The organism is Corynebacterium glutamicum ATCC 13032 (genome assembly GCF_000011325.1).
GTDB lineage: Bacteria > Actinomycetota > Actinomycetes > Mycobacteriales > Mycobacteriaceae > Corynebacterium > Corynebacterium glutamicum.
Genome location: NC_003450.3, coordinates 1,490,924 through 1,514,687 on the forward strand (window position 1 = coordinate 1,490,924; position 23,764 = coordinate 1,514,687).

21 protein-coding genes are annotated in these 23,764 nt (G+C 54.1%); 15 read left to right on the top strand and 6 right to left on the bottom strand.

Annotation, left to right across the window (positions count from 1 at the left end; genetic code table 11):
* Window positions 1–20: 20 nt before the first annotated feature.
* From steA to xerD, 5 genes are all read left to right on the top strand, one after another.
* The gene (steA, locus tag CGL_RS07080) at window positions 21–1,214 is read left to right on the top strand and encodes a putative cytokinetic ring protein SteA (RefSeq protein WP_011014347.1); all 1,194 of its coding nucleotides are present in this window, start codon (window positions 21–23) and stop codon (window positions 1,212–1,214) included.
* A gap of 9 nt (window positions 1,215–1,223) precedes the next feature.
* The gene (locus CGL_RS07085) at window positions 1,224–2,189 is read left to right on the top strand and encodes a copper transporter (RefSeq protein WP_011014348.1); all 966 of its coding nucleotides are present in this window, start codon (window positions 1,224–1,226) and stop codon (window positions 2,187–2,189) included.
* A gap of 400 nt (window positions 2,190–2,589) precedes the next feature.
* A complete protein-coding gene (locus CGL_RS07090) occupies window positions 2,590–4,254 on the top strand; it encodes a CTP synthase (protein ID WP_003856281.1) in 1,665 nt (554 codons plus the stop codon).
* A gap of 15 nt (window positions 4,255–4,269) precedes the next feature.
* Window positions 4,270–4,941 (top strand): NUDIX domain-containing protein, encoded by a 672-nt coding sequence (locus CGL_RS07095; protein ID WP_011014349.1) that lies wholly within the window; start codon window positions 4,270–4,272, stop codon window positions 4,939–4,941.
* Window positions 4,938–5,852 (top strand): site-specific tyrosine recombinase XerD, encoded by a 915-nt coding sequence (gene xerD / locus CGL_RS07100; protein WP_011014350.1) that lies wholly within the window; start codon window positions 4,938–4,940, stop codon window positions 5,850–5,852. Before CGL_RS07095 ends, xerD begins: the two co-directional genes overlap by 4 nt.
* A 16-nt stretch (window positions 5,853–5,868) precedes the next feature.
* Here the strand turns inward: xerD and CGL_RS07105 are convergent, their stop codons facing one another.
* A complete protein-coding gene (locus CGL_RS07105; protein ID WP_011014351.1) occupies window positions 5,869–7,401 on the bottom strand; it encodes an ATP-binding cassette domain-containing protein in 1,533 nt (510 codons plus the stop codon).
* Window positions 7,402–7,852: 451 nt separating this feature from the next.
* Between CGL_RS07105 and CGL_RS07110 the strand changes: the two genes are divergently transcribed.
* Both CGL_RS07110 and CGL_RS07115 read left to right on the top strand, forming a co-directional pair.
* Window positions 7,853–8,725, top strand: coding sequence for a ParA family protein (locus tag CGL_RS07110; RefSeq protein ID WP_011014352.1), 873 nt, complete (start codon window positions 7,853–7,855; stop codon window positions 8,723–8,725).
* 84 nt (window positions 8,726–8,809) lie between these two features.
* Window positions 8,810–9,775 carry a segregation and condensation protein A gene (locus CGL_RS07115; protein ID WP_003863780.1) on the top strand — a complete coding sequence of 322 codons (966 nt, stop codon included), beginning with the start codon at window positions 8,810–8,812 and terminating at the stop codon, window positions 9,773–9,775.
* Between the two features lie 209 nt (window positions 9,776–9,984).
* Here CGL_RS07115 and CGL_RS07120 read toward each other — a convergent pair whose 3' ends face one another.
* Entirely contained in the window at window positions 9,985–10,548 is a 564-nt protein-coding gene (locus CGL_RS07120; protein WP_011014354.1) for a GNAT family N-acetyltransferase, read from the bottom strand.
* A 238-nt stretch (window positions 10,549–10,786) separates the two neighbouring features.
* Here CGL_RS07120 and CGL_RS07125 point away from each other — a divergent pair, with 238 nt between their 5' ends.
* The 5 genes from CGL_RS07125 (at window position 10,787) to der (ending at window position 15,653) form a co-directional block, all read left to right on the top strand.
* On the top strand, window positions 10,787–11,656 hold the full coding sequence (locus CGL_RS07125) for a sulfurtransferase (RefSeq protein WP_011014355.1): 870 nt from the start codon (window positions 10,787–10,789) through the stop codon (window positions 11,654–11,656).
* A 21-nt stretch (window positions 11,657–11,677) separates the two neighbouring features.
* Window positions 11,678–12,256, top strand: a complete 579-nt coding sequence (gene scpB, locus CGL_RS07130) for an SMC-Scp complex subunit ScpB (protein WP_011014356.1) — start codon at window positions 11,678–11,680, stop codon at window positions 12,254–12,256.
* 99 nt (window positions 12,257–12,355) lie between these two features.
* On the top strand, window positions 12,356–13,318 hold the full coding sequence (locus CGL_RS07135) for a pseudouridine synthase (RefSeq protein WP_003863777.1): 963 nt from the start codon (window positions 12,356–12,358) through the stop codon (window positions 13,316–13,318).
* Window positions 13,315–14,025, top strand: coding sequence for a (d)CMP kinase (gene cmk, locus CGL_RS07140; protein ID WP_003863776.1), 711 nt, complete (start codon window positions 13,315–13,317; stop codon window positions 14,023–14,025). Before CGL_RS07135 ends, cmk begins: the two co-directional genes overlap by 4 nt.
* A 14-nt stretch (window positions 14,026–14,039) precedes the next feature.
* The gene (gene der / locus CGL_RS07145; RefSeq protein ID WP_172769660.1) at window positions 14,040–15,653 is read left to right on the top strand and encodes a ribosome biogenesis GTPase Der; all 1,614 of its coding nucleotides are present in this window, start codon (window positions 14,040–14,042) and stop codon (window positions 15,651–15,653) included.
* 82 nt (window positions 15,654–15,735) lie between these two features.
* Here the strand turns inward: der and CGL_RS07150 are convergent, their stop codons facing one another.
* The 3 genes from CGL_RS07150 to CGL_RS07160 all read right to left on the bottom strand — a co-directional run bounded on the left by CGL_RS07150 (window position 15,736) and on the right by CGL_RS07160 (window position 17,806).
* A complete protein-coding gene (locus tag CGL_RS07150) occupies window positions 15,736–16,404 on the bottom strand; it encodes a pentapeptide repeat-containing protein (RefSeq protein ID WP_011014358.1) in 669 nt (222 codons plus the stop codon).
* 74 nt (window positions 16,405–16,478) lie between these two features.
* Window positions 16,479–16,979 carry a GyrI-like domain-containing protein gene (locus CGL_RS07155; protein ID WP_011014359.1) on the bottom strand — a complete coding sequence of 167 codons (501 nt, stop codon included), beginning with the start codon at window positions 16,977–16,979 and terminating at the stop codon, window positions 16,479–16,481.
* An 11-nt stretch (window positions 16,980–16,990) separates the two neighbouring features.
* Entirely contained in the window at window positions 16,991–17,806 is an 816-nt protein-coding gene (locus tag CGL_RS07160; RefSeq protein WP_011014360.1) for a class I SAM-dependent methyltransferase, read from the bottom strand.
* Window positions 17,807–17,889: 83 nt separating this feature from the next.
* Here CGL_RS07160 and CGL_RS07165 point away from each other — a divergent pair, with 83 nt between their 5' ends.
* Genes CGL_RS07165 through zupT form a run of 3 tightly spaced genes read left to right on the top strand, consistent with a single transcriptional unit; the run spans window position 17,890 to window position 22,057 of the window.
* Entirely contained in the window at window positions 17,890–19,446 is a 1,557-nt protein-coding gene (locus tag CGL_RS07165) for an ABC transporter transmembrane domain-containing protein (protein ID WP_011265741.1), read from the top strand.
* Window positions 19,447–19,466: 20 nt separating this feature from the next.
* The gene (locus CGL_RS07170) at window positions 19,467–21,212 is read left to right on the top strand and encodes an ABC transporter ATP-binding protein (protein WP_011014362.1); all 1,746 of its coding nucleotides are present in this window, start codon (window positions 19,467–19,469) and stop codon (window positions 21,210–21,212) included.
* 38 nt (window positions 21,213–21,250) lie between these two features.
* Complete coding sequence (gene zupT, locus CGL_RS07175) at window positions 21,251–22,057, top strand: zinc transporter ZupT (RefSeq protein ID WP_011014363.1); 807 nt, start codon at window positions 21,251–21,253, stop codon at window positions 22,055–22,057.
* On the opposite strand, the gene CGL_RS07180 is transcribed toward zupT, so the two are convergent.
* The gene (locus CGL_RS07180) at window positions 22,054–23,604 is read right to left on the bottom strand and encodes a cation:proton antiporter (RefSeq protein WP_011014364.1); all 1,551 of its coding nucleotides are present in this window, start codon (window positions 23,602–23,604) and stop codon (window positions 22,054–22,056) included. The genes zupT and CGL_RS07180 overlap by 4 nt on opposite strands.
* Between the last annotated feature and the right edge of the window lie 160 nt (window positions 23,605–23,764).

Below are 23,764 nucleotides of genomic sequence, written 5' to 3' on the forward strand. Positions count from 1 at the left end.
GTTGAGACTTTGGTTCCACAATGGGCTGCATGAGTCTGTTCAACCGCAAAGCCGACCTGCCCGGCCTGCAAGGTGCCACCCGAATCTGCACCCCGCAGGGCAAAGGGCTAAAGCGCCTGTCCGAAGGCGATCTCGCAATCATTGATGCACCAGATCTATCCAGGACCTTCGCCCAACGATTGCTAGCAGCAAAACCCGCCGCAGTCCTCAACGTTTCCCGGTTCACCACCGGATCGGTGCCCAACTTTGGACCGCAAATGCTTATCGACGGCGGCATCCAGCTCGTGGAAGGCTTTGGCCAGGAGCTGCTCGACGGCACCAAAGACGGTAAGAAAGGTCGCCTGACAGAAGATGGACAGCTCTTCTACGGCGAACGACTGATCTCTAACGGCAGTGTTCTCAGTGGACCTGCGGCTGAAAATGCATTTGCAGACGCCCAGCAATCACTGCTGGACCGCATGGAAGCCTATTTCGGCAACACCATTCAGTTCATTCACTCAGAAGCACCGCTCCTGATCGATGGCCTCGGCATTCCCGATACCGGAAATGCCATTGAAGGCCGCAAAGTTCTCATTGCCTCACCAGGGGATAACCACCGCAGCAGGCTCAAAGAACTCCGCAGCTTCATCCGCGAATACGATCCAGTACTCATCGGTGTCGATGGGGCAGCAGACACCTTGGTGGAATTGGGGTACAAGCCCGCGCTGATCGTCGGCAATCCCACTGGTATCGGCGCAGATGCGCTGCGCAGTGGCGCCAACGTAATTTTGCCAGCTGATCCAGACGGCCACGCTGTTGGTCTGGAGCGCATCCAGGATCTTGGCATCGGTGCGATGACCTTCCCATCCTCAGTAAATTCCTCCACGGATCTGGCGCTCCTGCTTGCGGATTTCCACAACCCGCAGATGATCGTCAACGTCGGCGGTCCTGTCACCCTTGATGGTGTTTTTGAAAACCGCGAAGATTCCGATCCCGCGGCGCTTTTGACGCGCGCCAAGCTAGGCACCAAGCTTGTCGACGGATCCGTCATCGCAAGTCTTTACACAGTGCGCAGCTCCAGCAACCTTGGATGGATGTGGGCACTGTTAGCCATTTTGGTGGTTCTTGCAGTCGTGATTGTTATCGCTGGCACCGCAGGATCAGGCTCTTTTACCGACAACCTCATTGACACCTGGAACAGCTTCGCGCTGACAGTCCAGGGTTGGTTCAAATAGGAAGGCAACATGGCTAAACGACGTGGAAGAGGCGCCGCAACCTTCGCCGCACTGGGATTTGGTGCAGCAGCCGGCATTGCCTTTGGAACTTATGTGCTTGCACCCAACCTTCCTGAAAACATTGACCCAAATGCACCAACATCAGCTGAATTAGTCGAGGCAGAGACCTTGGCTGAGGTTAATGCGGTGCAGGCCGATCAAGCAGACAGCATCATTGACCACATCGTGGAAGACGTGGTGGCTGGCACACTGACCGATCGCCCCGTACTGGTGATGCGCACCGCTGACGCTGAAGAATCAGACGTTGCCGATGTGTCATGGCTGTTGCAGCAAGCAGGAGCTATTAATGCTGGATCCATTACACTTGAGGAGAATTTCTTCTCCCAAGACGGCGCGGACCAGCTGAAATCAATCGTGGCAAATACGTTGCCTGCAGGCGCTCAGCTTTCTGAAACCCAACTGGATCCAGGAACTCACGCTGGCGAGGCACTTGGTGCCGCTTTGCTGCTCAACCCTGAAACTGGTGAACCACTAGCCAGCACTGCAGAGCGCGGACTATTGCTCAACGTGCTGCGCGACAACGGTTACATCTCGTACGAAGACGGCACCATTTTGCCAGGCCAGGTCATCGTGATGATTACTGGCGATAGCGACGGCTCAGGTGATGGTGCCTTCGCTGCAGAAACACAATCGCTGTTTGCTCGCGCACTTGACGCCCAAGGATCAGGCGTGGTGGTTGCAGGACGTATTCACACTGCTGCTGATACTGGAGTTATTGGACGGCTTCGTGCCAACCCTGATGCTGCAGAAAACGTCTCTACAATTGATTCCGTGAATCGTACTTGGGGCAAGATGGCTACCGTGCTATCAGTTCGTGAGGAACTAGCCGGTAGGTCTGGAGCGTTTGGTTCCGCTGCCTCCGCAGACGCGGCAAGTCCGTCTCTCGATGGAACTGCAGCAGCGCCAGCGCAGTAGGTTTTCCAAGCCTTTAAAACGGAGTGTCTAGGCAAATGGATGCTCCGTTTTCTTTTACCGCGAATCATCTGTTGATCTATAGATAGATACCAGAAAAAGGGTCTCTGAACTGGCATTATTTTTAACCCCAATTGCTGTGTTATGCTGGGGTTCCGTAGGTTTGAAAAGTCGGAAACTTCTCCGAGCTTTCCCTGCGGTTTTTTGTTTCCCCTTTAGGCGAATCCACGTCAGTTTTGGGCAGACAATTAAAGCGGAGAAAGCCACGGAGGGGACCGTGGCCACGTGCCGGCAATTTGAACACACCGAACGTTTAAGTTTTCCGCACCGCCTGACTCGAAAAGATCTTTTTTAAAGAGCTGTTCGATGTTTAGGTTCAACCAGGAAGGTCGTCTCAGACATCATGACCTCTAGTCGAAAAGTCCGTCCCACCAAACACATTTTCGTCACCGGTGGAGTTGTTTCCTCACTCGGCAAAGGCCTGACCGCAGCAAGCCTTGGTCAATTGCTGATTGCACGGGGACTGTCGGTGACCATGCAGAAGCTGGATCCATACCTCAATGTTGATCCGGGCACCATGAATCCTTTTGAACACGGTGAAGTCTTTGTCACCGAAGACGGGGCAGAAACAGACCTGGATTTGGGCCACTACGAGCGTTTCCTCGATCGCAACCTGGGGCTCAACGCCAATGTCACCACCGGCAAGGTGTATTCCACTGTGATCGCCAAGGAGCGCAGGGGAGAGTACCTGGGTAAAACTGTGCAGGTCATCCCACACATCACTGATGAGATCAAAGCTCGTATTTTGAGCATGGGCGAACCAGATGCTCATGGTAACGCCCCAGACGTGGTGATCTCTGAGGTCGGTGGCACCGTCGGTGACATTGAATCCCAGCCATTCCTTGAAGCAGCTCGCCAGGTACGCCATGAAATTGGTCGTGAAAACTGCTTCTTCATCCACTGTTCTTTGGTGCCATACTTGGCTACCTCAGGTGAGCTGAAGACCAAACCCACCCAGCATTCTGTCGCAGAGCTGCGCGGCATCGGTATTTTGCCGGATGCTCTCGTGCTTCGTTGCGATCGGGAGGTCCCTCAAGGTCTGAAAGATAAGATCGCGATGATGTGCGATGTTGATTATGAAGGCGTTGTATCTTGCCCTGATTCCAGTTCTATTTACAACATTCCAGATGTCCTCTACCGCGAGCACCTGGACACCTTCATTATTCGTCGCCTGGGCCTTCCGTTCCGTGATGTTGACTGGAGCACCTGGCACGATCTGCTGGAACGGGTGAACAACCCACGCCATGAGCTCACCGTCGGCATCGTGGGCAAGTACATTGATCTTCCCGATGCTTATCTCTCAGTGGTGGAAGCTGTTCGCGCTGCAGGCTACGCCAATTGGACGCGCACCAATATCAAGTGGATTACCTCAGATGATTGCGAAACCCCATCTGGCGCCATGAAAGCGCTCAGCGGTTTGGATGCCATCGTGGTTCCCGGAGGTTTCGGTATCCGAGGTATCGAAGGCAAAATCGGTGCGATTACGTTTGCACGTGAGCACAAGATCCCGCTTCTTGGCCTATGCCTTGGCCTGCAGTGCACCGTCATCGAGGCAGCACGCCAGGCAGGACTGGAGCAGGCATCATCCACTGAGTTTGACCCAGCTGCAACGCAGCCAGTGATCGCCACCATGGAAGAGCAGAAAGCTGCTGTGTCGGGTGAAGCTGATCTGGGTGGCACCATGCGTCTTGGCGCATATCCTGCAACCCTGGAGGAAGGCTCCTTAGTAGCGGAACTGTATGGCACAACGGAAGTCTCCGAGCGCCACCGTCACCGCTATGAGGTCAATAATGCCTACCGCGCCCAGATTGCTGAAGGTTCAGATTTGGTCTTCTCCGGAACCTCACCTGATGGACATTTGGTGGAGTTCGTGGAGTACCCCAAAGAGGTGCATCCTTATCTGGTGGCAACCCAGGCGCACCCTGAGTACAAATCTCGTCCAACCCATGCTCATCCACTGTTTTACGGCCTGGTGAAGACCGCTTTGGAGCTGCGTGTCCACCCTTAGATCTACAATGTGATCATGGTTTCGAAGATGCACATTCCCGGTACCCATGAGTTCACGGTGACAGATACTGAACTGTTGTTAGAGTCCCCAATTTTGGGCGTTCGTCGAGATTCATTGATCATGCCGGGTGGTTCCACTGCCCGCCGTGAAGTGGTTGAACACTTTGGGGCGGTCGCAGTGGTTGCCTTTGATGGTGAAAACATTGCGATGGTCAAGCAGTACCGTCGCAGCGTGGGGGATTCCTTGTGGGAGCTGCCTGCAGGTTTGTTGGATATTGCTGATGAGGATGAACTCACGGGCGCGCAGCGCGAGCTCATGGAGGAGGCTGGTTTGGAGGCCAGTGAGTGGTCCGTGCTCACTGATTTGATTACCTCGCCTGGTTTCTGCGATGAAGCGGTGCGTGTCTTTCTAGCCCGAGGCCTCACAAAGGTTGAGCGCCCGAAGGTTATGGGCGATGAAGAAGCGGACATGATTAACCAGTGGGTTCCGCTACATGAGGCAGTGGGAATGGTGTTTAGTGGCCAGTTGGTTAACTCCATTGCCATTGCGGGTGTCATGGCTGCTGATGCTGTGATTGCGGGTCGTGCGTCTGCGCGTGCCGTCACCGCGCCGTTTACCTATCGCCCTACGGCGTTGGCGCAGCGTCGAAAAGCGCACGGCATTGTTCCTGACATGAAAAAACTATGAAGGCTCGCGTTTTAGCGAAAACATGGCTGACACATTTGGCCGTGGAGCGTGGCTTGTCGGCAAATACGCTGAGTAATTATCGGCGCGATGTGGAACGCTATTGCGACTGGCTCGAGGCAGCTGGGCTGGATGATATTCGTGATATCACCACCGCGCATGTGGAAAGTTATGTCAAAGACCTGCGCCGCGGGATTGATGGACAACAAGCGTTGTCTGCGTCCTCGGCAGGTCGCGCGCTCATCGTCGCGCGCGGGTTGCACAAGTTTGCATTGATGGAGGGCGAGGTGGCTGCGGACGTTGCGGCTGATGTGTCGCCACCGGCCATGGGCCGGCATTTACCTGACACGCTCAGCATCAACGAGGTAGCCCTGCTTATCGACGCGATCCCACATTCAGATATCGCCACTCCCGTTGATCTCCGTGACCGAGCGCTGGTGGAATTACTTTATGGAACTGGCGCGCGTATCTCTGAGGCGATTGGGCTGGCAGTTGATGATGTGTCGGAAATGCCTGAAGTTCTTCGCATCACGGGCAAAGGTTCCAAACAACGGATCGTGCCTTTTGGTTCGATGGCACAACAAGCGGTCCGGGAATATTTGGTCAGAGCCAGACCCGCGTTGAGTAAGGGGAAAAGCCATGCGCTTTTTCTCAACCAACGCGGCGGTCCGCTATCTCGGCAATCTGCGTGGGCAGTGCTGAAGAAAACGGTTGAGCGCGCAGGTTTAGATAAAGATATTTCTCCCCACACCCTGCGGCACAGCTTTGCCACCCATCTCCTCGAAGGTGGCGCCGATGTCCGTGTGGTGCAGGAACTCCTGGGTCATTCTTCTGTGACGACCACTCAGATTTACACGCACATCACAGCCGATAGCTTGCGGGAAGTGTGGCGCGGGGCTCATCCTCGTGCGTGAAAGCCCTTGCGAATTCTTAAGATTTCAACTCGATGTGCCTCCAATGAGCCGTATCGCGGAGTAGCTGTCGATCATGCGTTACCATGATCACTGCAGCCGCGGTCGTGTCCAGCCACTCTGTAAGTGCGGAAACCAAGTGCATAGACAGATGGTTCGAAGGTTCATCGAGAAGCAACAGTTCAGGATTGCCAGCTAACGACATGGCCAAATCTAGTCTTCTGCGTTGACCAATTGAGAATTCCTGTAGGGCAAATCGGCTCTCCTCAACACTTAAAAGTCCCCACTTAACTGCGTGATCTCGTGCTATTGATGGCACCTCGCCGACAAGTGATTCTTGGCCGAGAACCCCAGTTCGGGCATGGTTTGCAACCGAACCACTTGCCGGAGTCAAAACCCCAGACAAGACTTCGATGAGCGTTGATTTGCCAGCGCCGTTGTCACCAGTGATCACTATTTTGTCACCTGATACCACTGAATGTGAGCCTGGCAGACGCAAGCGGTGGGGTACAAAAAGGTCCGAAAAGTCCACCATGGGTTTATCTGGTCGCACTTTCAAGGTAGGCAGAAGCAATGGGGCCGGAGCCGGGGGAACGTCCAACGCTTTGCTATCCAACGCATCCTGTGCTCGCTTTAAGGCCTGCACCACTCCGGGAGCCCGAGATGCGCGAGTGTGTTTTCCCGTTCCTTTTGGAGGTTTCCACGAAGAATTCACCCGCTGGCGTGCGTGCTCTAGATCCTCCTGCAATTGCTGTTGCACAGTTTGTGCAGCGGCATAATCCTGCCTCCAAGTTTCAAGAAGCGCACTCCTTTGGCGTCGATAAGAATCAAAACCCTCATGATAGATCCGTGGTAGGCCGTCTGGGGTTGAATCAATATCGATGATGAAATCCGCGACATCTTTGATCAGTGCTTGATCATGAGAAACAACAAGTACCACACCTTTGTGGGAGGTTATGGCTTCGGTGAGATAGTTAAGCGCGCCCCGGTCAAGATGATTGGTGGGTTCATCGAGAAGCAAAATATCAGCATCGCCACCGATGAGGCAGGCCAGCCGTACCCGATACCTTTGCCCGATCGATAGCTCACTGAGTGCACGGGATCTATCGGTGATCGCGCCAAAGCTGCGCAGAGCTTTTTCTAATCGATGTTCAGCGTTCCATGCGTCAAGCACTTCAGCGGCATCAAGGGCTTGTTGATATCCATCAAGTGCGTGCGCAGTGTTTGTCTCAAGTAGAGCTCCAGCTCTCTCAAGCTCTTCGAGAGCATTCTTTGAATCACGAATTGCCTCATCACAGATCTCTCCGACGGACAGATCACCTGCAGGCATGTGTTGATGAGCAATTGCTACCGTGCCATGAGTGAGAATCTCACCTGCAGATGGCGGGAATTCTCGAGCCAGTGCTCGCAGAAGTGTGGTTTTACCTCGACCATTCTCACCAACAATCACTGCGCACTGTCCAGAAGAAACAGTGATATTGAGCTTCGTAATTAACGGGGTTGAGGTGTATGACAGGGAAAGGTCCTGTAACCGAATATGGGTTTTAGCCATTAAAAAATTCCTTTAAAAGTGCTAGAAAGTCGCCCTGCGACCAGTCGTGGCAGGGGAAAATCAACGTGCAGAGACGGCACTGGGAGGCATGTGGCCTGCAGTGCGAACTGTGCAGCAGCAACATTTAAAGGAAATACAAATGCATTCCGCTTACTTTAATAAAGTGGCAAAGATAAAGCAATGACGGTAGGCAACGCTCAATTTGCAGAGCTGGTCAAGTTAAAAAACTTGACTCACTATTAGAGTTTGCATGAAACGGCGTGTGGGGCAACAGAATGAGTTAGACATCTATATCCTGAATGTATTGTGGTCGCGGAGACTAATGACAGTGCGATAATTTCAGGACTGTTAGTCGAGAGCTGTAAAGTCAAGGCTATATACTTCTCAAGTCGCGCCGAAATTTGTTAAATGACTATAAAAGGCAGTCCTAGTCAAGGAAGAAGGTTTGACTGTGAGTGATGCAGGGAAGAAGGACTCTTCCAAGGTGGAGATCGGACTGACCGGTCGACCCCTGCGCGAGTTGCCTGAGCCATCTCCTTTGGAAAAACATGGCCCAGCAACGATCATTGCCATGGCGAATCAAAAAGGTGGCGTTGGTAAAACCACGTCCACCATCAACCTCGGAGCATGCCTTGCAGAGGCGGGACGTAAAGTCCTGCTCGTTGACTTGGATCCGCAAGGTGCGTTGACTGCTGGTTTGGGAATCCACTACGACGACGTGGATATCACCGTGTATGACCTCATGGTGGACAACAATTCCACCATTGATCAGGCGATCCACCACACTGGTCTTCCTGATCTGGATGTCGTTCCTGCAAATATTGACTTGTCCGCTGCAGAAATTCAGCTGGTCAATGAAGTTGGTCGTGAACAAACACTTGCCAGGGCGCTGCGTCCTGTCATGAAGGACTACGACTTCATCATCCTTGATTGTCAGCCATCACTTGGTCTTTTGACGGTGAACGCTTTGGCGTGCGCGCACGGGGTTATCATCCCGATGGAGTGCGAGTACTTCTCACTGCGTGGCCTCGCATTGCTCACAGACACCGTGGAAAAAGTTGCCGATCGGTTGAACTTCGATCTGGAAATCCTCGGCATCTTGGTCACTATGTTTGACCGACGCACCTCTCACGCCAGGGAAGTGATGTCACGAGTTGTTGAGGTTTTCGATGAGAAAGTGTTCGATACGGTAATCACCCGAACCGTCAGGTTCCCCGAAACCTCTGTTGCCGGTGAGCCGATCATCACATGGGCACCAACATCACAAGGTGCGGAGCAGTACCGTTCCTTGGCGCGTGAAGTTATCAGCCGCGTCAACGACTAGGTTGTTTTTCTAAAAACCACGCCTCCTTGTGCGGGCCTGTCAGTAACTGTTATCGCAGGTTCATGCGTTAAGGTGTGGAAGACCATGACAAAAGTAGCGGAGCTGGACCAAGAGTGGTCCGAAGTAGATGACGCGGAATTAGACGCGCAAAGCGCTGGCACTTCTGATAGTTCCAGCACAGACGACTTCGCTGACGCAGAAAACACTTCTGAAAATCTGGGACCCATCGGCCCAGAACCACTCCCTGAACCAGATGGGGATGTTCCGGCATCGGGTTTCCAAGTGCAGCTCGATAATTTTGAAGGTCCTTTTGACCTTCTCCTGCAGCTGATTACCAAGAAGAAACTTGATGTCACTGAAGTTGCCTTGGCCCAGGTGACCGACGAGTTTATTGCTTACACCCGAAAACTGGGCGAAACCAGCGATTTGGATGAGACCACAGAGTTCTTAGTGGTGGCCGCAACGCTGTTGGATCTTAAAACAGCTCGCCTGCTCCCGCGTGGTGAAGTCGACGATGAAGATGATCTCGAATTGCTCGAAATAAAGGATCTCCTTTTCGCCAGGTTGTTGCAGTATCGCGCTTACAAGCAAGTTGCGGAAATGTTTGCGCAATGGCAGCGAGATGCTCGACGCAGGTACCCGCGCGCTGTCTCATTAGAAACTCAGTTTGCCAACCTCTTGCCGCCCGTTTCCTTGGGTCATTCCTTAAAAAGTTTCAGCGAGTTGGCTGCTGTGGTGTTTCGTCCGAAACCCCCAGAGACGGTGAAAACAGATCACGTGCACCAAGTTGCGGTGTCAGTTCCAGAGCAAGCGGGCAGGATTCTTAACACGTTGAAACTTGCCGGAATTGATCATTATTTGAGCTTTCAGCTGCTCACACGTGATTGTACCGCGTCAATGGAAGTGATTGGCCGCTTCCTTGCCTTGCTGGAATTGTATAAGGCACGCGCTATTGAAACCTTGCAAGAAGAGCCACTCGGCGAGCTTAAAGTTTCGTGGACTGGCATTGATGTCGATCCAGCAGTCGTCGCGGCGAGTGACTGGGAGTAATCAGTTTTTCTTAAGGAAACGTTGCTGAATTAGTTTTAGTGACCTAAGCTACAAGAGCTGGTTTGCTGAAAAATGGATGACCTCGCAGTTTAACTGCGTTGTGTCATCTACGGCATGGAAAGGCTCCCACAGCATCTGTTTTGGAGAGGGCGGATGGTGTGGGAGCTTTTTGTAGCATCTCACCCCATGAAGGGGTGAGATTTTCTGGTCTATGGTCGTTGCTTGAGCATTTCAAGAATTTCATCCGATAGCGGACGGTCAGAATAAATTCTCACATCAGGCTCGTTGGGGTCATCTTCCGTTCCGACTCGTCGGCCTTCCCATACGGGGGTGAGTCCCAGTTTTTCCAAAATACGGAATGAGGCAGGGTGGTTGGTAGTCACCCTGGCCGTGAGTGGGAGGCTGTCGTCGATACGCTTGGTGGCCAGTGTTGCGGCGTTGGAGATTTCCGTGGCGTATCCATTGCCCCATAGGTCGGGGCGGAGGCGGTACTTGAGGTCCCATACTTTTCCGTCGATGAGTTCAACGCCACCAACGCCAACGAATTCCGATGGGCGGTCACGGAGGTAAACACCCCAGGGGCCAAGGTCTTTCTTGCCCCAGCTTTCATTGGTGCGCTTGATGATGTCGCGCGTGACACGCACGTTGGTGTGACGCGCCTGGGGGCGGTGTTCCCAGATTCGAGAATCAGAGTAAATCTGGTGGGCCTCGTCTTCGAGCTCAACAGTGAGCGGTACGAGGATCAGTCTGTCGGTGCGTGTAATCGTAGCCATGAAGAAATGTTAGATCATGAGATGTCTTATATGTGATGGTTCTCACGACTGAAATCATTTTGTGACCTAACTTGTATTTTTTTTGACAGCTTGATTGACGGACGATGGGTTAAAGTGCACAGGTTGAGCCCTATTGAGGGTGGGAGAGTGCTACTATCTGCGGTTTTGTGAATTAAATGCTGTGAACTACCGCGAACTCCTCCCATTCAAGTGGTGTTAAGCACTAAGATGGCAGGTTATGACTTCTCTTAAAGTAACTTCGTCCGCAGATGCAACCAATAACAATGATGCCCATTTTCCTGAAGGTCCAGTGGTAACCGTTGACTGGTTGTCACACAACCTTGACCGGGATGATGTCATCGTGTTGTGTGCCACAATGGAGGATGATGAAATTGCACGTCAAGCGGGAATTCCGGGGGCATTTCTCGCTGACTTGGAAGGAGATTTCTCAGATCCACATTCCGAGCTTCCACACACCGCGCCACCAAATTTGGTGGGTTTGCTAGAAAGCTACGGCATTAGCACCGATTCCACGGTGGTTGTTTATGATCTGCACGGCCTCATGGTTGCACCGCGGGTGTGGTGGCTTCTCCGTGTTGCTGGATTAAGCAGCATTGGCGTGCTTGATGGCGGATTGCCAGCCTGGGTTGATGCTGGCCTTCCAACGGAACCGCTGTCGCTACCTACAAGTGGTGGAAGGATCAGCGCAGAACCACAGCCAGATTTACTCGTTGGTGCCTCCGGCGTTGAACGGGCGATCGCGCGCTCAAGCAAGGCAGTGATTGATGCTCGTAATGCGAGCCGATTCGCTGGCGTTGAAGAAGAGCCCCGTCCAGGCCTTCGAAAAGGGTCGATCCCTGGAAGCGTCAACATTCCCTTCACTGACATTTCTGATGAGCATGGTTTTGTCCGGCCAGCAGAAGAACTGAAGGAATTGATCTTCAGCCGCACAAATGGAGCGCAGTCGTTGGTCTTTAGCTGTGGCTCCGGAGTCACGGCATGTGTTGATGCCTACGCTGCAGTTATCGCAGGTTATGACGACGTTGTAGTGTATGAAGGCTCTTGGGCGGAGTGGGGCAACCCGGCAAACCAAAAGCCGATTGCTTAACGCCCGCTATGATAACCACTCATGAATGATTTCGATCCAGCATTGATTTCCGCGATGAGCCTTATCCCTCAGACGAGGTCTCGGATGGAATCAATCTTGTTGGTGGTCGATACCCCAGTTTCAGCACGCACGCTGGCTGGGGTGTTGGGCATTGACGTGCCTGCAACAGAGGCAATTTTGAAGGAAATGGCCTTTGAGCTTTCTGAACGGGGCAGCGGCATTGATCTGCGGGAAACGGCAGAAGGATGGCGCTATTACACCCGCCCGGAAAATGCGGACATCGTCGAGCAATTCCTCCTCGATGGAAACCAAACCAGACTGTCCCGTGCAGCATTGGAAACACTCGCGGTGGTGGCATATCGGCAGCCGGTCACACGCTCCCAGATTTCAGCAGTGCGCGGAGTAAATGTCGACGGCGTCATGAGAACCTTGCAGCTTCGAGGCCTAGTCAAAGAAGTCGATGTGGACGAATCAACGGGCGCACACCGCTATGGCACAACGGAATTGCTGCTTGAGCTGTTGGGTATTGATTCTTTGGATAAATTACCAGATCTAGCACCGCTTTTGCCGGATGTTGACTCCATTGATGAAGACTTCTAAAGCATCAGTTAAAGCCCCGACTATTAAAATCTCCTAAAATAGGCTAGAATTCACGGGATTCAATTTCATACGTTTTCTCTCAAGATTAAGGACACTTACGTGACCCCACCCGCTCGCCGAGATGGCACACCGGACAAGAAGCAGAGCAATCGCTCTGGCGGATACCGGTCTTCAGTTCGTGGCTACAAGCCAGGATCATCCCGCCCAAACACACGCCAGCAGCCTCAGAAGAAGGATGAGATTCTTCTCTCCAACGCTAAGCCTGCCAAGAAGCAAAACGTAAAATCCGACGACGATTGGTCGATGGGTTTCTTAAACCGCAATGACTCTGACGGAGTTCGCCTGCAGAAGGTGCTTGCCCAAGCAGGTGTGGCATCACGTCGACACGCAGAAATCCTGATTGATCAGGGCCGTGTGGAGGTCAACGATCGTATCGTGACCACCCAGGGCGTGCGCGTGGATCCAAACAACGATGTCATCCGTGTTGACGGCGTCCGCATCCACATCAACGAGGACCTCGAGTACTTCGTGCTCAACAAGCCTCGTGGCATGCACTCCACCATGAGCGATGAACTTGGTCGCCCATGCGTGGGTGATCTGGTCAGTGAGAAGACTGCATCTGGACAGCGTCTGTTCCACGTCGGTCGCCTCGACGCGGACACCGAAGGTTTGCTGCTGCTCACCAACGATGGTGAGTTGGCTAACCGCCTCATGCACCCTAAGTACGAAGTGTCCAAGACTTACCTTGCTACCGTTCGCGGTGAAGCAACCAATAAGCTAGTCAGCGCTCTTCGTGATGGCGTGGAGTTGGAAGATGGCCCTGCCAAGGCTGACTTTGCGCAGATTATCGACGTATTCCAGGGCAAGTCCTTGTTGCGCATCGAAATCCACGAAGGCCGCAAGCACATTGTGCGACGCCTCTTCGATGAGCTCGGTTTCCCAGTCGAGCGCCTCGTGCGCACCAAGCTGCACACCGTTCAGCTTGGTGATCAGAAGCCAGGTTCCCTTCGTGCACTGAACTCCTCTGAGCTGACCAGCTTATACAAGGTGGTCCAACTGTGACGGAAATTTCCAACATGCCTGCCGGTGGCCTCATCGTAGCCATCGACGGGCCGTCTGGCACCGGAAAATCCACCACATCCCGCGCGCTCGCAACCCGTCTCTCGGCCAAGTACCTAGATACTGGTGCGATGTACCGCGTCGCAACGCTTCATGTGCTTAACCAGGGGATTGACCCTGCAGATAGCGCAGCCGTGATCGCTGCAACCGCTGTATTGCCGTTGTCGATTTCTGACGATCCCGCCTCCACTGAGGTGTTGCTCGCGGGCGTCGATGTGCAAAAGGACATCCGCGGACCAGAAGTCACCCAAAATGTCTCCGCAGTGTCCGCGATCCCTGAGGTTCGTGAAAACTTGGTGGCGTTGCAGCGCGCACTCGCCGCCAAAGCACATCGCTGCGTCGTCGAAGGCAGAGACATCGGAACGGCAGTGCTTGTCGACGCGCCCATCAAGGCGTTTCTCACCGCCTCAGCGGAAGTCCGCGCCCAGCGACGCTTTGACCAAGACACCGCAGCAGGTCGCGACGTAGATTTCGACGCTGTGCTGGCAGATGTTGTTCGCCGCGATGAACTAGATTCCACCCGTGCCGCCTCACCGCTGAAACCAGCAGATGATGCACACATCGTGGACACCTCTGATATGACCATGGATCAAGTACTTGATCACCTCATCCACCTAGTGGAAGCCTCCGCTGAAAGGAGCAACCAGTGACTGATAAACACACCATGCCTGGTGAAGAGGACGACACCGTATTCGTCTACCACACCCACAAAGGCGAAATGGACGTCGAAGGTGCGTTTGCTGACGAAGAAGAACTAGCACCACACGGCGGTTGGGCTTCCGCAGATTTCGACCCAGCAGAATTCGGCTACGAAGACTCTGACGATGACTTCGATGCAGAGGACTTTGACGAAACAGAGTTCTCCAACCCTGATTTCGGCGAAGACTACTCTGATGAAGACTGGGAAGAAATCGAGACCGCATTCGGATTCGACCCAAGCCACCTTGAAGAAGCTCTCTGCACGGTCGCTATCGTCGGACGCCCAAATGTTGGTAAATCAACCTTGGTGAACCGCTTTATTGGACGTCGAGAAGCAGTCGTGGAAGATTTCCCCGGCGTAACCCGTGACCGCATCTCCTACATCTCTGACTGGGGTGGACACCGTTTCTGGGTTCAGGACACAGGCGGATGGGATCCTAACGTCAAGGGCATCCACGCATCGATCGCACAGCAAGCAGAAGTTGCTATGAGCACTGCCGATGTCATCGTATTCGTCGTGGACACCAAGGTGGGCATCACCGAAACTGACTCAGTGATGGCAGCAAAACTGTTGCGCTCGGAAGTGCCAGTGATCTTGGTTGCGAACAAATTCGACTCCGACAGCCAGTGGGCTGACATGGCTGAGTTCTACAGCCTCGGCCTTGGCGATCCATACCCAGTTTCAGCCCAGCATGGACGTGGTGGCGCTGACGTTTTGGACAAAGTCCTTGAACTCTTCCCAGAAGAGCCTCGCTCCAAGTCCATCGTGGAAGGCCCTCGTCGTGTCGCCCTTGTGGGTAAGCCAAACGTGGGTAAGTCTTCACTGCTCAACAAGTTTGCTGGCGAGACCCGCTCTGTCGTGGACAATGTTGCAGGAACCACCGTTGACCCCGTTGACTCCCTGATTCAGCTGGATCAAAAACTGTGGAAATTCGTGGATACTGCTGGTCTTCGCAAAAAGGTCAAGACTGCATCTGGCCACGAGTACTACGCATCACTGCGTACCCACGGTGCCATCGATGCAGCTGAGCTGTGTGTTTTGCTTATCGATTCCTCCGAACCCATCACCGAGCAGGATCAGCGCGTGCTCGCAATGATCACCGATGCCGGTAAGGCACTGGTTATTGCGTTCAACAAGTGGGATCTCATGGATGAAGATCGCCGCATCGATTTGGATCGCGAACTTGATCTCCAGTTGGCACACGTGCCTTGGGCAAAGCGCATCAACATCTCCGCCAAAACCGGTCGTGCACTGCAGCGCCTCGAGCCAGCAATGTTGGAAGCGCTCGACAACTGGGATCGCCGTATCTCCACTGGTCAGCTGAACACCTGGCTGCGTGAAGCAATTGCTGCGAACCCACCACCAATGCGTGGCGGACGTTTGCCTCGAGTGCTGTTTGCCACCCAGGCATCTACTCAGCCACCAGTGATCGTACTGTTCACCACCGGCTTCCTCGAAGCAGGTTACCGACGATACCTGGAGCGCAAGTTCCGTGAACGTTTCGGCTTTGAAGGCACTCCAGTGCGAATCGCTGTGCGTGTTCGCGAGCGCCGCGGCAAGGGCGGAAACAAGCAGTAAAGCTTGATTTTCCCTAAAAGCACTTATCCCCACGTTGAAAATGACGTGGGGATAAGTGCTTTTTGTTCAAAAGAGCGGATTTCTAATCGTTTACAGTAATTCCTAAATGCCGTGCAAATGCTCCCGACAGGTCAGCAGCCTGCAGGGATGAGATCACGGTTCCGGACATGGACTCCACGCCACTGATGCGCTCGATATCTAAACCGCGAAGATCCACATTGCTGAGCACGGCATGATCAAAGGTGAGCGAATGCACCGTGCAGTCTTTAAAAGCGATGCGTTCTGCTCTGGCTTGGCCAAGATCAAGCTCGTCGATGACACAGTTCTCAAAGAGCACATCCCGTAACGATGCACCCCGCAGATTGACAAACGACAGCTTAGAATCAGAGATTTTCAAAGCTTGGACGGTTGCTTCATACATTTCGACGGCACCAAAGCGGGAGTCGGAAATCGTTGCGTTGCGCCAGATGGAGCGGGCTGCCTTAAAAGATGGAGCATTGGCTCTTTCGATGCGTGTTTCCACGAATTGAGCCCGGCGTAGCTCGGTTTCGTGTGCTTCCAGCCCAAGGAATTCACATTCAATGAAACCAGCACCAGAAAGATCGCGTTCGGAAAGCTCGGCCTCGTTAAAACGGCATGACTCTATCTGCTCATTCGATTCGATGTCTTGAGGGTCAGCGTTGTCAAGGCCTGTTAGGCGAAGTTCTTTGATGCGTGGTGCTGCAACCTGTGGGCGGCGCGGTGATGCCATGTTTTATAAGTTCCTTGAATCTGGAGTGCTGGTCTTCGACCACCATACTCAAGGAACTTGACCAGAAAGCTTCTCTACTTCAACAGGACGTATAGATCAGTTTGGAGTGTTGCGGGATCCATGTCGGGGGAAGGCTCGGTGACATAGACCTCCCAACAAGGCATATCGATCTCATGGCCTGCAGATTCAAGAGCTTCCACGAATGAACCCCATGCTTGGCTCAGTCCGTCGAATGAGCCGATGTGGCTGATTCGCGCAATTTTTCCGGCAGGGACCACTGAGTTTTTCAGCACGATGCCGTTGGCGGCTGAAACATCTCCCTCAAGTGGTTGGCTGACTGGGATGCCCACTTCAAAGCTGACGGTGTCAGTTGGTTCGGAGGTGTACAGAGCAAATCCGGGGCCAATTGGCGCGATGCCCTTGGCACCCAAGGTGGGGAAGAGCACTTGGTAGGTTTGATCGAATGCTGCGGGCATGTCGTTCATGGGGTGGTTGTCAAAGACAGCGACGACGGTCGGAATCTCGTTGACAGTGAGGATCTCGGGTTCAGTGACTGGTGGATTCAACAGGTACATGGCGAGGGCTCCTAAAGATTGGAAGATCTGCCTGCCAGGGTACCGGAACGTGAAAGTAAAAATGCATCACAGCGATAGGGAAGTTCCACTGGATTGTCGGGACTGAAACCCAAATGCTCGTAGAGATACCACTGAAGGTTCTGATCAACACGCTCTTTGATTTTCTCTGACGCGTTTAACCAGTAGGACCTCGTGTGAGCGAGCTGGATGATTTCTTCAGGGGTGAGGTGCTGATTCCACGTGGTGCGAATTTCTCGATCAATTATCCAGGGAGCTGCGGTTTCTGGGGTGAATCCCGGCTTGAGTACATCGCCGGCATGCATAATGCGACTGAGTCGGTGTACCCACGCGATGGAGGTGTCCAGGTTATTCCACACGAGCAGGACTGCACCCTCAGGTGCAATCACCCGATCAAATTCCGCTGAGGCAGCCGTCACGTCAACCCAATGCCACGTTTGTGCGCACGTAATCAGATCAACCGCGTTGTCACGTATTCCTGTGTGTTCTGCTGTCGCTTGCCAGCAGGGAACCGCCGGAAGCGCGGAGCGAAACACCCGCAACATGTCCATGCTTGGATCAAGGGCTAGGACCTGATCAGCTGTTAGCTCACTGGTTAGTTTTCCGGTACCTGCACCGACATCCAGGACTCGGCCAAACCCACGGGCTAACTCCACGGCCTCAGCCGGATATCCAGGTCGGACATCGTGATAAGTCGTGCTGCCTTGGGTAAAAGCGCTGGCGCTGGTTGCTCGATGTTGAAGATCGCTAAACGCCGGAGCGTCTCGTTTTGATACTGGTGGAATTGGGGGATGAGCTGGATCATTCATATCAGATGTTAATCCTAGCGGGCTACCACCACCTTCACTAGCGATATATCGCTTAACGTGCTCATGAGATACAGTATCTCCTTGTGCAACAAACGAAATCCACACCTTTAGATAGGTATAAAAACCTCCCCGGGCCCGGCGCGCGACCGTCCAAGATGCCGGCGTTGGATGCCAAATTATGGACTCTCAAAGTGGCGTTGTCGCAGCGGCCGTGGAGCTTTGTGGCGTCTGCTGGCATGGCGGCGTCTTTTATCTGCAATGGGTTAACGCCTGTGATTGTGGGTAAGGCGGTGGATGAGGCTATTGGCACGAGCGATCTGCAGCGATTGTGGTTCTGGATTGCCATGTTGGCGGTTCTTTTCTTAACGGCGATGACGGTGAACTGGATTGCTCGGTACATGTTGGTGCGGAGCCAGCAGTTGGTCAGCCATGATTTGCGCATGTTGGTGACTGATCGGATTCAAGATCCGCGTGGTTTTGCTGGAAAAGAGCGCACTGCGGGTGGATTGTTGTCGATTGCGTCATCGGATACGCAGCGGGTGGGCGATATCGTCATGATGACGGTGTTCCCGGTGGCGGAATTGGCGTCGATTATTTATGGCGCCGTGGTGATGTACAGCATTAATCCGTGGTTGAGTGTGGCTGTGCTGATTGGTGGACCGCTGCTGGTTGTGGTGGCTATTCAGGTCTCAAAGCCGTTGCAGAAGCGTTCGGGTGCTCGTCAGCAGGCGGTGGCACAGGCTGCGGCTACTGCAACTGATGTGGTGCAGGGCTTGAGAATTTTGAAGGGTTTGGGCGCGATTGTCACGGTGCGCCGTCGGTACGAGGCGATTTCTGGTGAGGCTTATCGGAAGACGGTTCATGCGGATGCTGCGGAAGCTCGCTTGAATGGTGTCACCGATGCGGCGGGCGCCATCTTTGTGTCCGCGTTGGGTATTGGAGCAGGATTTTTGGCGCTGCAAGGTCAGATGAGTATTGGTGATTTGATCACGGTTGTGGGACTCACACAGTTTTTGATCATGCCGATGACCATGCTTGGTCGAAATGTGGCATCGCGCTGGGCATCGGCGGAGGCGTCGGCAAAGCGTATTAGGGGAGTGCTCGGTGCTGATTTTGAGAGAGTGTCTGCGCATGATGCGGACAAGGCTGAGGAGATTATCCAACAACTTGCCAAAGGTTTGACGGTTATTCGAGGCACTGATGAGCAGCTCGTTGAGGTATTAGAGCAGTTGCCACGTACTCGGGTGATTGTGGCTCCTCATGCGGCGGATCTTTTTGATCAAAGTGTCAGGGACAATGTGCATCCCGTGGCAGAGGTCGCGGAGAAAGCCATTGAAGTTGCCTCCTGTGACGATATTCCAGGTGGTAGTTCCAAGATTGTGGGCGAGGGTGGACGGTTGCTCTCGGGTGGTCAGCGTCAGCGCGTTGCACTGGCTCGGGCGATTGCTTTTGATCCAGAGGTGTTGGTGCTTCAAGATCCCACAACGGCAGTGGATTCTGTGACGGAGCAAAACATTGCTCAGCAAGTGGCAGCACACCGTGCAGGAAAAGTGACCATTGTGTTTAGTGAGGCACCCGCGTGGAGTGCGGTGGCTGATCAACACGTTGAGGCAGCTGCTTTGCGGGAGGTTATGAAATGAGTGGGGAGACGTCGAAAAGCATGCGCTTTCCGTTGGCCAGCCTGCCGCAAGTGCGGCGCGAGGTGGCCCGGCAGGTGGGTCGTATTCCGCGGGCGAAGTGGTGGTTTTTAGGCGCGCTGGTGTTGCTGAGTGCGGGCGCTTATGCGTCGGTGCTGGTGCCGCAGGTGCTGGGGCGGATTGTGGATCTGGTGTCCGATGGCGCGCAGATGCGTGATTTTGTTGAGCTCAGTGTGATTCTCATTGCGGTGGCAATTGCCGGCGCGGTGCTCAGTGCGTGCGGGTTCTATGTGGTGTCGCGGATTTCTGAGAAGATTATCGCCAATTTGAGGGAAGATATGGTGGGCACCGCGCTTGGGTTGCCCACGCACCAGGTGGAAGATGCGGGCTCTGGCGATTTGGTGAGCCGCTCCACCGATGATGTCTCCGAGCTATCCGCAGCGGTGACAGAGACCGTCCCGATTTTAAGTTCCTCACTGTTTACCATTGCCGCGACGATCATTGCGCTGTTTTCTTTGGACTGGCAATTTGTGCTCATTCCTGTCGTGGTGGCGCCGGTGTACTACTTCGCGTCCAAGCACTATTTGAGCAAGGCGCCGGATCGGTATGCGGCAGAACGCGCGGCGATGGCGGAGCGTGCGCGAAAGGTACTTGAGGCTATTCGCGGGCGTGCAACTGTGCGGGCGTATTCCATGGAAGATGCCATGCATAATCAGATTGATCAGGCGTCGTGGTCTGTGGTGGTCAAGGGTATTCGTGCGCGCACCACCATGTTGATTTTGAACATGTGGATGCTGTTTGCGGAATTCCTCATGCTCGCGGTCGCGTTGGTGATCGGCTACAAGCTGGTCATTGATGATGCGCTGACGATCGGCGCGGTTACCGGTGCCGTGCTGATGATTATTCGTCTGCGTGGCCCGATGAATATGTTCATGCGCGTGCTCGACACCATTCAATCCGGCTATGCGTCGCTGGCGCGCATCGTGGGAGTTGTTGCGGATCCGCCGATTCCTGTGCCCGACAGCGGTGTGAAAGCACCTCAGGGCAAAGTGGAATTGCGCAACGTCAGCTTTAGCTATGGCGATTCCTGGGCGGTGAAAGACATCGACATCACGATCAATTCCGGCGAAACTGTCGCGCTCGTGGGCGCATCTGGCGCAGGTAAGACGACGGTCGCCGCCTTGCTGGCGGGCTTGCGGGTGCCAGATCAAGGGCAAGTGCTTGTCGACGACTTCCCCGTCTCTCACCTCTCTGACCGCGAGCGTATCGCCCGCTTGGCCATGGTCAGCCAGGAGGTTCATGTTTTCTCCGGCACGCTGCGCCAGGATCTCACCTTGGCTAAACCAGATGCCTCCGATGAGGAATTAGCGCATGCTCTTGGGCAAGTTAATGCCCTTGACTGGTTGGAGAGTCTTCCAGAAGGACTGGACACGGTCGTTGGTGCGCGAGGAATCCAGCTAGAACCAGTGGTGGCTCAGCAGTTGGCGTTGGCCCGGGTGTTGTTGCTCAATCCGGCGATCGTCATCATGGATGAAGCCACGGCAGAAGCAGGATCGGCGGGTGCCAGCGCACTGGAAGAGGCTGCAGATGCAGTGAGCAAGAACCGTTCCGCATTGGTGGTGGCGCACCGGTTGGATCAGGCATCGCGGGCTGATCAGATTCTGGTGATGGATAAGGGGGAGGTTGTGGAATCCGGTACTCACCAGGAGTTATTGGATCACGGGGGTATTTATCAGCGTCTGTGGACTGCGTGGAGTGTCGGAAGATAGTTGACTGTTCAATGCGTTGAACATTAGTATTCATCCCTATGGATACCTCGACTGTGTTGTTCGCATTTGGACTCACCCTATTTGCCGGTCTTGCCACCGGCATCGGCGGTCTCATCGCCGTAGCGCGCAAAACCGTCACCGAAGGATTCCTCGCAGGATCACTCGGCTTCTCTGTCGGCGTGATGCTGTACGTATCCTTTGTGGAAATTCTACCCGGCGCCTTTGATGAATTAACCAGTGTTTGGGGAGAAAAAGGCGGAAGTTGGGCCGCTGTTATCGGCTTCTTCGGTGGCATCGCGCTGATCGCCATCATCGACCGCTTAGTCCCCACGGCGATTAACCCCCACGAGCCCTCCACCGTGGGAGGCGCCGTTGAAGGATTCGAGCGCCGCAACCGCATGATGAAAATGGGTGTGCTCACTGCGCTGGCCATCGCGATCCACAACTTTCCCGAAGGTTTCGCTACATTCTTGGCCGGATTGTCCGATCCAATGATCGCGATCCCTGTGGCCGTGGCAATTGCCATTCACAATATTCCAGAGGGCATTGCGGTGGCGGTGCCACTGAGGGAAGCTACAGGGTCACGTCGAAAAGCATTAGGTTGGGCGACCCTCTCCGGCCTTGCTGAGCCCGCCGGCGCCCTCATCGGATTCCTGCTGCTCATGCCCTTTATCGGACCAGAAGCACTCGGCCTGTGCTTCGCCGCAGTTGCCGGCGTGATGGTGTTCATCAGCGTCGATGAACTACTGCCCACTGCCATCTCCAGCGGCAAACACCACACCGCCATCTACGGACTCATCGCTGGCATGGCAGTCATGGCGATCAGCCTGCTGCTGTTTATCTAGCGTTCAGCCGCAACAAGCATCCGGTCAATGTTGGTCAACACCTCATCAACATAGGCCGGATTAACGCCGCGCTCCCGCCGCGCCTTCAACAGCTCCTCCTGGGCCGCCTTAATTGCCCCGACACGCGCATGATGCGCGCGCTGATGCAGCTTATCGACGTTCTCCTGCAGTTCATCAGCGTCAATTTCTTGCGAGAACCAATTCTTGATCGCCACCATCTGCTCCATCGGCAACTCCGTGGTATCCACCAAATACGTTGTTGCGGCCTTGTGAGCCCTCTCTGTCAGCGCGGCGATACTCTCATCGCCCGCAGCATCGGGACCCTTATCCAAGCTGAGCTTCCGCATCAGCCACGGCAACGTCAAACCAGGGCCCACCATGGTGATTAAGAGAACGACCAGCGCAATGACCTGCAACTCGTGGTGATACGGGAAAATATCCTCCGGAATAGACAGCACCAGCGCCAACGTCACCAAACCGCGCATGCCCGCCCACGTCATCAGCAACGATTCCTGCAGTCGAAGAGGCGCCCGCAATGAACTATTGGTCGCACCCTTCTTATCGATCTTGAAACGATTGCGCTTATACGCCGCGAACATCCACACACCACGGACAACGATCGCCACCACCGAGAGCACAATGCCCACGACCACGGCATGCCACAGCTCAGATCCAACTTCATCAATCGCAGCGCGCACATTCAGGCCGATCAAACCAAAGGCAACGCCAGTAAACAGCACCTCAATGGTTCCCCAGAACGCAGAACCCGTTAGACGATCCTCCGCACCAATCGACGCCCTCGAATTCATCTCCACTGCAGCGATCACAATGGCGATAACGCCCGAACCGCCGATTTCTTCCGCCACCACATAAATGGCAAACGGCAGCACCCACGTAAACGCATTTCGAGCCTCAACGGAACTCACGTGATCGGTAAACCACGCAGCCGCCCGGCCAATAACCAAGCCCAAAATAACGGCAGCAAGACACGACCACAAGAATTCCAAAACACCCGTTGACCAGGACAAATCCTCACCAGCGACCAGGGCAGCTAAAGCCACATGGAACGCCACGATGCTGGCTGCATCATTAAACAGACCCTCCGTCTGCAAAGTGGTGGTGATGCGCTTCGGGATTCCCGCAGGTTCCGCCACTGCATCAACAGCAACAGGATCCGGTGGAGCAATAGCCGCAGCCAACATGATCGCACCAGCAAGACCAATGCCAGGAAGCAACAGCATGGATGCACCCGTGAGTGCCGCGATGGTCACGAACACCAACAACACCGACATCGTGATGATGGTAGACATCTGCGACCTAATCACCGCCCACGATGACTTCCTCGCCAGCGCCCACAGCAGCGGCGGAATGAAAATAGGCAACATCAGATCGGCCGGGATAGTAAATTCCGGCAAAAATGGCAACAACGCTCCACCTGCGGCGACAATAGTCATCAAAGCAGGCCAGGGGAGTCCGGTTTTATCGCCGATGGCCACCACAATCACGGTGGCGAGCAGCAATGTAATGAGCATGAACAATATCGTCATGAATAAGGTCTCTTCGGGTCAGGTCTGTCAGGTTTGTCAGTTTTTCAGTAAACAGTTCCTATTTTTCCCTGATTATGCTGCTGCATGGGAGAGCGCACACCAATTGAAAGCAACTTCACAGGAAGTGTTCAGTTGTGAGTTTTTGGGGTGTCGTGTGGCG